Origin of the sequence: Pedobacter xixiisoli (genome assembly GCF_900215335.1) — a bacterium.
In the GTDB taxonomy this organism is placed as follows: domain Bacteria; phylum Bacteroidota; class Bacteroidia; order Sphingobacteriales; family Sphingobacteriaceae; genus Pedobacter; species Pedobacter xixiisoli.
Genome location: NZ_OCMT01000004.1, coordinates 69243 through 81889, shown reverse-complemented (window position 1 = coordinate 81889; position 12647 = coordinate 69243). Strand labels below are relative to the sequence as shown.

The 12647-nt window shown below is 38.3% G+C and carries 8 protein-coding genes; 3 read left to right on the top strand and 5 right to left on the bottom strand.

Annotation, left to right across the window (positions count from 1 at the left end):
• Window positions 1-18: 18 nt before the first annotated feature.
• Window positions 19-648, top strand: coding sequence for a hypothetical protein (locus CRO54_RS16425; RefSeq protein ID WP_097133181.1), 630 nt, complete (start codon window positions 19-21; stop codon window positions 646-648).
• A 28-nt stretch (window positions 649-676) separates the two neighbouring features.
• Here CRO54_RS16425 and CRO54_RS16420 read toward each other — a convergent pair whose 3' ends face one another.
• The 3 genes from CRO54_RS16420 to CRO54_RS16410 form a co-directional block, all read right to left on the bottom strand.
• Window positions 677-1309, bottom strand: a complete 633-nt coding sequence (locus CRO54_RS16420) for a transposase (protein ID WP_097133180.1) — start codon at window positions 1307-1309, stop codon at window positions 677-679.
• A 92-nt stretch (window positions 1310-1401) separates the two neighbouring features.
• On the bottom strand, window positions 1402-4173 hold the full coding sequence (locus tag CRO54_RS16415; protein WP_097133179.1) for an outer membrane beta-barrel protein: 2772 nt from the start codon (window positions 4171-4173) through the stop codon (window positions 1402-1404).
• A gap of 182 nt (window positions 4174-4355) precedes the next feature.
• Window positions 4356-4955 carry an LEA type 2 family protein gene (locus tag CRO54_RS16410; protein ID WP_097133178.1) on the bottom strand — a complete coding sequence of 200 codons (600 nt, stop codon included), beginning with the start codon at window positions 4953-4955 and terminating at the stop codon, window positions 4356-4358.
• Window positions 4956-5116: 161 nt separating this feature from the next.
• On the opposite strand from CRO54_RS16410, the gene CRO54_RS16405 reads away from it, so the two are divergent.
• Window positions 5117-7534, top strand: coding sequence for a PIG-L family deacetylase (locus tag CRO54_RS16405; RefSeq protein WP_097133177.1), 2418 nt, complete (start codon window positions 5117-5119; stop codon window positions 7532-7534).
• Between the two features lie 247 nt (window positions 7535-7781).
• Window positions 7782-9491, top strand: a complete 1710-nt coding sequence (locus CRO54_RS16400; protein WP_097133176.1) for a sodium:solute symporter family protein — start codon at window positions 7782-7784, stop codon at window positions 9489-9491.
• A 341-nt stretch (window positions 9492-9832) separates the two neighbouring features.
• On the opposite strand, the gene CRO54_RS16395 is transcribed toward CRO54_RS16400, so the two are convergent.
• Window positions 9833-11500: a dihydrolipoamide acetyltransferase family protein gene (locus CRO54_RS16395; RefSeq protein WP_097133175.1), complete on the bottom strand. Its 1668-nt coding sequence runs from the start codon at window positions 11498-11500 to the stop codon at window positions 9833-9835.
• Between the two features lie 34 nt (window positions 11501-11534).
• On the bottom strand, window positions 11535-12530 hold the full coding sequence (gene pdhA, locus CRO54_RS16390; RefSeq protein WP_097133174.1) for a pyruvate dehydrogenase (acetyl-transferring) E1 component subunit alpha: 996 nt from the start codon (window positions 12528-12530) through the stop codon (window positions 11535-11537).
• Between the last annotated feature and the right edge of the window lie 117 nt (window positions 12531-12647).

Genomic DNA, 12647 nt, shown 5'->3' with positions numbered 1-12647 from the left:
ATCTGTATATTCGGACCCATGCAACATCATAATTTCGACGTAGATATCGTCATCCCTTCATCAAAGCAAAAAGTAAAGATTACTGCCGAAGCTATCGAAGTAAATCAAACCCGTATAGCTTGTGGCGATGTTGCCGCTGTGAAATACGGTGTATCGTTAATTGGTCCTGTAAAAAAACCTACCAAGAAGAAATATACTATCGATGTAAAAAGTAAAGATGGTAAATCTGTTAGCGTACAGTTTGAAAGCAGTAAGGTTGAAGAGCTTTTAGAGGAAGACCATACTTATTACTACATCATGTCGGGTTTGTGGCAGTATGTGAAGAAACACTTAGTAAACGATTTCATTGAGAAACTGAATAATCAAGAGAAATTAGAGGTTGGCGCAGCAAAATTTGATTATAAAGGTTTTGAAGTATCTTACAAAACTTGGTTTTTAGGCAAAACAAAAACAGCTATCTTACCTTGGAGCCAAATCAAATATTTTCTGGATAAAGGTGTTTTGCATATTCAGGATATGTACGATAGAAAAAAGAATATCAATGTAAGTTTACATGACGATTGGAATGCCGTGGTATTGAATACCTTGTTACATTACCTATCGCAAGAACATAGAAAAGAAAAACTCGAAAGAGGAGAAAAAATATAATATAAGCCCCGATTTAGTCGGGGCTTTTTTATTGATGAAATTTGTCTTTCTTCCAGTTTTTTGGGTTGTTTCGGATATAGTTCGCAATATTTTCGTATGCCTTTTCGTCACGAATAATACGGTCATGATATCTGGGTTGCCAAGCAAAATCAGGATTTGATAATCGAGCAGATTTGGTCACGCCAATTTTAAATCCGCGGATAATAGATGCCAGGTTTTTTGATTGTGGCCCGAATTTGTTTTTTGTATGATTTTCCGCAGGTAGAGACGCAAAATCTTGCGTCTCATTGGATGCCGAAGAAGCAAAATCTTGCGTCCCATTGGATGAGTTAGGAGACGCAAAATTTTGCGTCTTTACATTGCCGGCAGATTGCATATAGATATTAGGTTTATTGATAATGATAATCCCATGAATATGATTAGGCATCACCACAAATTCATCCAATATCACAAAAGGAAAATGTAAAGGAATTTCATTCCAGCATTGTTGGGCAATTAAGCCGATAGCAGATAATCGCATTGTTCCATCTATCACCTTGCCAAAATAATGTATGCTTCGGCTTGTGCAGATAGTTACAAAATAAGGTGCATTCGAGCCATAATCCCACCAAGTGGCTCTAGCCGATGGAATTCGGTATTTGTTTTGAAACTTTTCAGGCATATCTTCAATAGGTTTTGATGTATATTAAAGATACTACAAAAAATAAAAGACCGCATCCACGGTCTTTTATCTTAATTAACTATTAACCATTTTTAGAACCTAAACATGGTGTCTTTACCGCCAACTTTGCCGCCAAAATTTTGGATGTTGTAAGTGAGGGTAAAAAGCCCGTGTCTGCCTATGTTATTTATTCTTAAATCTCTTACTGAGTTCTCGCTAAGGTAAACGTAGCGTCTATTGGTAGTGTTAAGGATATCGTTAACGCCGCATTTTAATTGTAGCCTGTCGTTTTTCATGAAAAGAAATGTAACTGCTGCATTCCAGAAGCTGATGGTATTGTTTTGCCCGTTAACGGTTTGTGTGTTATGTTGCAAGCGATAGTTCGTTTCCCAAACTACTTTTTTAGGAAAGCGAATAATCATTTCAGTATCGCTGCCATGATTGTAATAGTTTAAATTAGTATAGAAATCGTTTTCATAGAAACTCTTGTTGAAACCAAAACTGTAAGTTTCTCCAAATTCAAATTTATCGTTCAAATTAATTCTAGCACCCAATCTTGGCCCACCATTAATTAAACGGCTATCACTCATTACATTATCTACAATTACATAGCTCTTGTTGTAATTGCCCCAATATCCGGCGCTAAGGGTAATCTGCCTTTTTGCACTTTTAAAATCCTTCGAAATATTACCATTGCTATGGAATTGCCAAATGCCATCTTGGTTAACTGGAGTAGAAATCTGTCTCAAATTAGCATCCACTTCTCTTGCCATGATAACACCGTCGTTTTGTACACTTCCGCCTAGGTAAATGTTATAGTTTAGAGTCCTTTTCGTATCGTATTTATATACATTTAAATTAACCTGATGTGTTCTAGAAGGGCGTAAATTAGGATTTCCATTTTGTATAAATGTAGAGTTGGTGTTGTTGGGAACTGTTTGTAGATATCTGACATCGGCTTCTCTAAATGAAGGAGAGTAACTGAAGTTTAGGTTTTTGTACTTGATAATTAGCTGAGGAGCAAAGAAATTAAAATGCTGCTCAATGTTTTCTTGCTTCGTGAATTTATTTTCTAAGTCGATGGTATTGAAAACAAAGCCTGGCTGAATATTTAAATCCTTCGTTACCTTCCAACGCAAGCTAGCTCTATTGTTTGTTTTGAAACCAGTTTGCATAACAGTTTCTGTAAAGTCGGGTATAGCAATGTCGTAAGCTTGATTGCTTGGATTTCTTAAAAAAGTCGCTAAAGCATTCTCATTATCGATGTAATTAGCGCTCGTGGCAATATTTAAGCTTAACGATTTACTAATTGGCTCGCTGTAATTTGCGTTGATATTGGCATTGAAATTACTAATGTCATTATCCCGCCATTGATCTCGTACCGTGTTAGAAGTTAGATCGTTAAAATTGTCTAAGATAAAATTGTCGCTCAGGTTATTTTTTTGCGAAAGATTCAGGGTTAGGTTTAACGACCTTCCAGCTTTCTTAAAATCTTTCCATAAGCTGGTAGAGATGTTGTAATCGACATTGTTTCCCTTTGTTCTAGACAAGTTATCAGCGTTATTAGCCAATTCTCGGTTGCTATTTAAGGTCGTTGTTTTTAAATCTACGGCATTTCTCGCCAATCCAATTGAAACATTGGGCTCAATGGTAAGCTTGGTCAAGCTATCTAGTTTTGCTTCAATGCGTCCACCAAAGTTATGGCTGTAGTTTCTATTGTTTTGTAACGAATTGGTATTGATGTAAAACGGATTGTCGCCACGGGTTTGTTCAATATCGGTAAGTTGCTCTATTAGGGTTTTTGCGTATCCCAAGAAATATTTTCCGTTGATTTTAATGCCTTTTTTAGTGATGGTATTGAAATTTGCCCCTGCACCAGACGATGTTTGTACACCACCATTCATGGCACCACCAAAAGAAATTCCGTTCAAAGAAAAACCACCATCTGAGTTAACCATCGTAGAATTAACACCCGACCTAGAAAATCCACCAATTCGCATGACATCGCCAATGCTAAAACCAGGCTTGTTGGCATTGTTGCTGTAGCCTAAAATACTTACTTGGGTCGTGTCTCTAAAGAAGTTCATGATTCCACCAACTTCAAACAGTTCTCTTGGTCCTCCGCCACCATAAAGTTTTCCAAAAGCACCACTTTTAATAGATTTCTTAAGTTTTAGATTGATGATTTGAGGAACATTTGCCGCTACTAAATCTGGATCTCTCCTTTTGGCCTCAGGGTCATCGCTTACCTGAACTTTATCGATAATATTAGCAGGCAAATTTTTGGTCGCAATCTGTTGGTCGCCACCAAAAAACTCCTTTCCGTCTACCAAAATCTTGCTAACCGCTTTTCCATTTACCAGAATACTTCCATCAGTTTCTAAAGATACACCTGGTAACTTCTTCAATAAATCTTCGACTACAGCACTCGGTAAAGTTTTGAAAGATTCCGCATTAAACTCGATGGTGTCTTTTCTTACAATAATGGGCGGACGTTCTGATTGTATCACCACTTCGTTCAGCGTATTTGTTTTTTCTGAAAGGAAGATACTTCCTAAATTTACGTTCGGTTGAGTAGCCTGAATAATTACTTCCTGACGGTGAATATTATACATCCAAGCGTTGACTACCAAACGGTATTTAATGCCTATTTCTAAGTTATTGATTTTAAATACGCCTTTATCGTCAGAAAGTTTATAGGTATGCAGTACGGTATCAGTCCCTTTAAATACTGAGATAGTAGCAAAGTTGAGCGTCGTTTTGTTGTTGGCACTGTCTAACAGCTTTCCAGTAACGCTGCCTTTCTGTGCAAAAGAGAGCTGATAGCTTAGCATAATAAGTAGCGATAATAGAATTTTCTTCATTTATTCGATTTTACAACAAGACGCACTGGAATGTTTAATGTTGCACCGAATTGAAGAACTAGTTGTAGATAATGTATTAATCCTCTGAAGATTTGGCTATTAATTAAAAGAAAAAGCCTATAAACTCATCTCTCAAGATTTAGTTTATAGGCTCGGTAATATTTGTTTACGAAATGATTTCTTTACAGCAAAATCTTACTGCTTACCTCTTTATCAATGGTAATATAACCAGGATATTTTACCAATCCGCCACCAACTTTAATAGAAGGACGGATTTTTAAAGTAACCAATCCTTTTTTCTCAGAACCGTTGGTTGCGCCACCAATGAATGCACCAATTTCGTCAACCATCTTGTTATCTGTTAAAAACTGGTAGATGTTTGCATTTACTTGTACAGGAACTAAGGTAGTTTGACCCGCACCAATACTCACGCTCTGATCAACCGAGCCATTGAAAACTTCTTGTCGGTTAATTAGTACAATGTAGTCAAAGTTGTTAATGGCAGCTAAGGCGCTAGTAGGATTGGTAATTTCCAAATTCAATTTTGCTCTCAATGGAATATCTTTCCTCAATAAACCTAATGCTAAACCAGGAATATTCAGCGATGAAGTAGCTCCACCTTGAATAATTTTTCTTACATCTGCTCCAGCAATCGTAATGTTTGTGGCATCAGTAAGGCGATAATCGCACTTTTCCAAGGCTTTTATCTGTTGTGCCTGTTTATTAATGCCACACGAGCCTAAGCTAACGACAATAAGGCAAGCTAAAAGTAAATTTTTCATTTTGTGTGTGTTTAAAATTTAGTTTGGCCATAGATAAAATCAGGGATGAAAAATCTGCGCATCTGTGGCTTGTAAAAATATAATAGAAGTTCTGCAAACAATGTTCCATTTCGGGAGGCTTTTACAAAAATTAACTATTTTAGCCATACAACCAATACACAATGAACATCAAGACATTTTTTCTTGCTGCTATGCTATTGCCATGCTTTGTGAAAGCACAAGTACAACAGCTAAATGCCCTCAATAGCGCAGAAATTGCTCAAGGTATCGCAAGTCTTTCAGTAAAAGGTAGCGTACTTTATATGGCAGCCCATCCCGATGACGAAAATACCAGATTACTTGCCTATTTGGCAAAAGAAGCCAAGGTAAGAACTGCTTATCTTTCATTAACTAGAGGTGATGGTGGACAGAACCTAATTGGAAACGAGCAGGCAGAACTGCTAGGGCAGATAAGAACACAAGAACTTTTAGCGGCTAGAAAAGTAGATGGTGCCCAACAATTTTTCAGTAGAGCAAACGACTTCGGCTTTTCTAAAACTTCAGAAGAAACTTTCAAGATTTGGGGTAAGCAGCAAATTTTAGCGGATGCTGTTTGGGTAATTCGTAAGTTCAGGCCGGATGTAATTATCACCCGTTTTCCGGAAGATGCCAGAGCAGGACACGGGCACCATGCTGCTTCGGCAATTATTGCTAGAGAAGCTTTTATAGCTGCTGCAGACCCTAAGCAATTTCCAGAACAATTAAAAAATGGGATAACAGTTTGGAAAGCAAAACGCATTTTATGGAATACCTACAATTTTGGAAATAACAACACCACAGCTCCCGACCAGTTGAAAATGGATGTAGGAACTTACAATCCTTTGTTGGGTAAAAACTACGGAGAAATTGCTGCTATCAGTCGTACTAACCATAAAAGCCAAGGTTTTGGCTCTGCCTTGCAAAGAGGCGAGGCTTTCGAATATTTTAGTCATACCGCTGGTGAACCAGCAAAAGTTTCTTTGTTCGATGGCATCAATATCTCGGTGAGTAATAAGCAGGTTTTAGATTTGTTGAATCAGATACAACAGCAATACAAAGTCAATCAACCATCAGCATCGCTAACAGATTTACTAAAGCTTAAAAATTTAACTGCAAAAGAACAGGGCTTTAATCATAAATTATTAGATGAACTGATTATGGCTTGTGTAGGTTTATGGGCAGAGGCTATTGTGCCAGAAGCGAGTTATGCCGTAGGCGATAGCATTCCTGTGACTATAAATGCAATTTACAGAGCCTCAAGTCCAGTAAAAATTAGCGGACAGTTAAAGGATAGAAACATCGATTTACAGGACAATCGTCTTTCATCGATGAAATACAACTTAAAAGCAGAAAAATCTGATATTACACAGCCTTATTATCTTAAAAAAGAGCATCCCATAGGTTATTACGCCATTGATCAACAAGATGAAATTGGCTATCCCGAAAATCCGAATGGTTTAGCTGCTAGCGTTCAATTTATCGTTAAAGGAGAAAAAATTGAGGTAGGTTTACCTATCCTTTTTAAATCAACCAATCCAATTAAGGGCGAACAATATCAACCTTTGGTAATTGCGCCAAAAGTAACCGCAACTTTAAGTGATCAAGCTTATCTATTCGTAAACGGTCAGCCAAAGGCGATAGAAGTAAACTTAAAGAGCTTCACTAAAAATGTAGTTGGGGATGTAGTTCCAGTTTTACCTGCCGGATGGAAAAGTAGTCCAGAGAAAATCACCTTCAGTCTTACACAAAAAGGCGATGGGCAATTGGCCGTTTTTACCATTACGCCTGCTGCAAATTCGACATCAGCTACGCTAAATCTACAAGTTAAAATTGCTGGTGAAACAGAGAGTAAAGGTTTTAGAACTATTCGCTATGATCATATTCCGAATATCAATTTATTTCCAAATGCTACCGCTAAATTGGAAGTAGCCGATTTGAAAATTGCCGGCAAGCGTGTTGCCTATATTGATGGTGCGGGAGATTTAGTAGCCAATGCGCTACAGCAAGTAGGTTATGAAGTGGTACATTTGAATACAACGCAAATAATGCTAAACGACCTTTCTTCTTTTGACGCTATTGTCATTGGTGTGAGGTTTTTTAACGTAAACGAAGAAGCCAAGAACGTTTATAACAAACTGATGGACTACGTGAAAAACGGAGGGGTTTTGTTAGAACAGTACAATGTTAACAATGGTTTAAAATCAACTAATTTTGGTCCTTATCCCTTTAGATTGGTAAATAAACGTGTTACCGAAGAGGATGCGAAAGTTACCTTTACTAAAGCTAATCATGCGGCATTAAATCAACCAAATAAAATTACGGAGAAAGATTTTATTGGCTGGGTACAAGAACGAGGTTTGTATTTTGCTGATGATATCGACCCGAAATATGAAACGATTTTAAAGATGAATGATACTGGTGAAGCACCTAATGGCGGTTCGTTGCTGATTGCAAATTACGGTAAAGGAAAGTTTGTTTACACTTCATTAGCGTTTTTCAGGCAATTGCCAGCCGGAGTGCCTGGGGCTTATCGTTTATTTGCGAATTTACTATCCAAATAGCACTTCCGTTATTTCGACGAGGAACGAGGAGAAATCTAACAACAAGCTAATTAATTGTTAGATTTCTCACATACGTTCGAAATGACGCAGTATTTAAAGTAACCGCTACCACATAAAAAACAACCATGCAAGAAAAACCAAACGATTTACCTCCTTTCGTAAAAACCTGGAAACAGTTTTACTACCTCCTTATATTTTGGTTGGTATTACTAATCGCTTTGTTTTACGCTTTTACTAAATATTTCCAATGAGCAATATAGATTGGGCGGTTTTGCTGTTAACCCTATTGGGAATTGTAGGTTATGGTCTTTACAAAAGTCGTGGAACGAAGAGCATGGATGCCTATTTATTGGGCGGACAGAGCATGCCTTGGTACACGGTTTGTCTTTCGGTGATGGCTACGCAAGCTAGTGCCATTACCTTTCTTTCTGCACCAGGTTTGGCTTATTCTTCAGGGATGAGTTTTGTGCAGTTCTATTTTGGTCTGCCATTGGCGATGATTGTTTTGTGCGTCACTTTTGTGCCAATTTTCCATCGGTTAAAGGTTTATACTGCCTACGAATATTTAGAGCAAAGGTTCGATTTTAAAACACGTGCCTTAACCGCATTTCTGTTCCTAATCCAACGCGGTTTATCCACTGGAATTACCATTTACGCACCAGCAATTATCCTTTCTACTATTCTAAATATCAACGTTACTTATACTACTTTATTTATGGGTGGCTTGGTAATTTTTTACACAGTTTTTGGTGGAACAAAGGCAGTTTCTTACACACAGTTATTGCAAATGAGTATTATCTTTTGTGGCTTATTTGCTGCGGGAGTTATGGTAGTGCACTTGTTGCCTGAGAGCGTAGGTTTTGGAAAAGCCATCAGCATTGCTGGAAAAATGGGACGTACCAACGCCATAGATTTCGATTTCAGTTGGACTAACCCTTACAATGTTTGGAGTGGGATTATTGGGGGCTTCTTCCTGCAATTATCTTATTTCGGTACCGATCAAAGTCAGGTAGGAAGATATTTAACAGGCTCTTCTGTAGGGCAAAGCCGATTGGGTTTATTGATGAATGGTTTGGTGAAAATCCCGATGCAGTTTCTAATTCTATTGATTGGTGTGCTAGTATTTACCTTTTATCAATACAATAAAGCACCTTTGTTTTTCAATAGTTACGAGTTAAATAAACTCGAGAAAAGTGAACACAAGGCAGAGTTAGCCCAAATTCAAACTAAGTACGACCAGCTTTTTGAGAAGAAAAAAATGGAAGTAGAAAAGCTAGATGCAGCTTTAGCAAGTGACAACCAAAGATTGATTGACCAACAACGTACTTTGGTTAAACAGTATGATGAAGATGGCAAAATAATTAGAGAAGAGTTAACGACTTTGATGAAAAAGAATGATGCTAATGCTTCTACAAATGATAACAACTACATCTTTCTGAGCTTCGTTACCGAGTATCTTCCAAAGGGATTGATAGGTCTCTTGATCGCCATTATCTTCTTGGCCTCCATGGGTTCTACAGCTAGTGCTTTAAACTCTTTAGCTTCTACCACAGTGGTGGATATTTATAAACGTATCTTTAATAAAACTGGCAGCGATGGAACTTATGTGAATGCATCGCGATGGGCAACGGTTTTGTGGGGGGTGGTTTGTATCATTATGGCTTTGTTTACCAGTAAAATCGGAAACTTAATAGAAGCAGTAAATATTCTCGGTTCATTTATTTATGGAACCATTTTAGGCGTTTTCTTAGTCGCTTTCTACCTAAAGAACGTGAAAAGCAAAGCGGTTTTTTATGCGGCTATTTCAGCAGAAATTATTGTTTGTGCTTTGGGTTTTGCAGAAGTGGTGGCTTATTTATGGCTAAATGTAGTAGGGTGTTTAGCGGTAGTGATTATTGCTTATCTGATACAAAAGTTAATGAAGGAAAGGGCTGTTGACACGACCACTTTGGTTTAAATCTTTTTGCAATTCTTCACATCCTAATTTCTTCCCTAGAAAACCTTAATAGTAACGTCATTTCGAACGAGGAACGAGGAGAAATCTAGCAAATTGCCAACTAGTGTTAGATTTCTCATTGTCATTCGAAATGACGGAAAGATGAAGTGGTTCAGTAAAGTCTTTTGTTATCAAAACCCGATTGAGTGGATTAGCCCACAGCGAGCAAGAGCGTTAGCGATGCGGAGCGAGGACTATGAGCGAAAGCGGGACTAACATAAATAGAAGCACCAATTATCTTTACCAAATAAAAAAGGCTCCCAAAATTGGAAGCCTTTATATTGTTCTCGAAAGAGAGATTTTTATGCTAATAACGTAATAGGTGCTTCTAACAATTGTTTTAACGTTTGTAAGAAAGCTGCACCAGTTGCGCCGTCTACTACACGGTGGTCGCAACCTAAAGTTAATTTCATTACGTTTCCAGGTACCACAGCACCGTTTTTAACTACAGGAACTGCTTGTATAGCACCTACCGATAAAATTGCTCCGTCTGGAGAGTTGATGATAGATGTAAACTCATCGATACCGAACATACCTAAGTTAGATACGGTGAAAGTTGAGCCTTCCCAATCTGATGGTTGTAATTTCTTAGCTTTTGCTTTAGCACCGTACTCTTTCACCTCAGCAGAAATGTGAGATAAAGATTTGCCATCAGCAAAACGAACTACAGGAACCAATAAACCATCTTCAACCGCCATAGCTACACCAATGTTAGTATGCTCGTTGAAACGGATTTTATCGCCACCCCATGAAGAGTTAACCGCTGGGTGTTTTTTCAATGCTACAGCAACCGCTTTAATCACGATATCGTTGAAAGAAACTTTTACAGGAGCAACAGTGTTGATTGACGTACGAGCCGCCATTGCGTTGTCCATATCGATACTAATGGTTAAGTAGAAATGTGGAGCTGTAAATAAACTTTCGCCTAAACGTTTAGCAATTACTTTACGCATTTGCGAAACTGGTTTCTCTGTATATTTTTCTTCGCCAACATAAGTTGGGATTACTGGAGCAGCAGCAGCTTTTTCAGATGAAGCAGGTGCGTCGGCTTTAGCAGCAGGAGCAGCCGATGGTGTAAAGTTCTCGATATCTTTCTTAATGATACGACCACCTTCTGCACTACCAGCAACTTGTGCTAAATCAATTCCTTTATCTTTTGCAATTTTCTTAGCCAAAGGCGATGCGATGATACGACCACCGTTTGAGCTAGCAGCAACTTGCGCTTTTTCTTCTTCTTTTGGAGCTTCAGTTTTTGCAGCTTCAGCTTTCGGACTTTCGGTCTCTTTGCTTTCCGACTTAGGAGCAGCAGGAGCATCGCCGCCAGCTAAAATAGCGCTTACATCAGTTCCTTCTGGACCCACTATCGCAATAATGCCGTTAACTTTAGCAGCTTCGCCTTTTTGTACACCAACGTGCAATAAAGTTCCAGTAGCGTAACCCATTACTTCCATAGTCGCTTTATCAGTTTCTACGTCAGCTAAGATGTCATCGTCTTTTACTTTATCACCTACTTTTTTATGCCATTCAGCAATTACACCTTCAGTCATGGTATCGCTTAGCAAAGGCATACGAATTACCGTAATACCTTTTGCAGAAAGTTCTGCTTCACTTAAACCACCACCTTGTGCAGGAGCTGTTTCAGTTTTTGCTTCTTCTTTCGGAGCTTCTTCTTTGGTTTCTGCTTTTGCAGCACCGCCAGTTTCAGCTTCCAACGCAGCTTTATAGTCTTCGCCTTCTTTACCAACTACTGCCATTACAGCATCAATTGGAACCGCTTGACCTTCTTCTACGCCAATATATAATAAAGTGCCATCCCAATATGAATCCATGTCCATAGTTGCTTTGTCTGTTTCAACTTCTGCTAAAACATCGCCACTTTTAATTTTATCGCCTACCTTTTTGTGCCACTTCGCCAAAACCCCTTCGGTCATGGTGTCGCTCATTTTGGGCATCTTAATTACTTCAGCCATTTATATATCTTTATTTGAATGCTTGTCTTAAAAATTAAACTTCTTGAAAAGGATATTTGGTATCTACGTAGATATCATCGAATAATTCTTCTGGTTGTGGCCAAGGAGATTCTTCAGCAAATTTCACCGACTCATCAACAATACCTTTTACTTTCTCTTCAATTTCGGTAATCCAAGCTTCATCAGCATATTTTTCTTTAAGGATAACCTCTCTTACTTGTTCAATTGGATCTTTTGCTTTGTACTCTTCCAATTCTTCTTTGGTACGATATTTAGCAGGATCTGACATCGAGTGACCTCTGTAACGGTAAGTTCTCATTTCTAAGAAAGTTGGTCCTTCGCCAGCACGAGCACGTTGAATAGCCTCATCCATTGCATTGTGTACCGCAACTGGATCCATACCGTCAACTGGTGCGCATGGCATATCAAAACCTAAACCAATTTTGTAGATATCCATCATGTTAGTAGTACGTTCTACCGAAGTACCCATCGCATAACCATTGTTCTCACAAACAAAAACTACTGGAAGTTTCCATAACATCGCCATATTGAACGACTCGTTTAAAGCTCCCTGACGAACAGCGCCATCGCCCATGTAGCAGATGTTTACGTTGTCTGTACCTTTATATTTTTCTGCGAAAGCAATACCAGCACCTAGTGGCATTTGACCACCTACGATACCGTGACCTCCGTAGAAGTTGTGCTCTTTACTGAAAATGTGCATCGAACCACCTTTTCCTTTAGAACAGCCAGTTACTTTGCCATACATTTCGGCCATGATGCTGTTAGCACTCATTCCTAAAGCTAAACCATGAGCGTGATCTCTATATGAAGTAAGCATCGAATCGCCTTTTTGCATTGCAGAGATTGCTCCCGCAACTACGGCCTCTTGACCAATGTATAAATGGCAAAAACCTCTGATTTTTTGTTGACCATAAAGTTGACCAGTTTTTTCTTCGAACTTGCGCATCAGCAACATCGATTCAAACCACTTCAAATAGGTATCTTTATTAATTTCTACTGCACTCATGTTTTGATGATAAATTTTTATTTACGAGAGCAAATCTAATTTATTTTCTTGGATTTTTGTATACCCGCTAATGTAAAAACAACATGAACTATCAATTAAACCCATTGTTGTACTGCT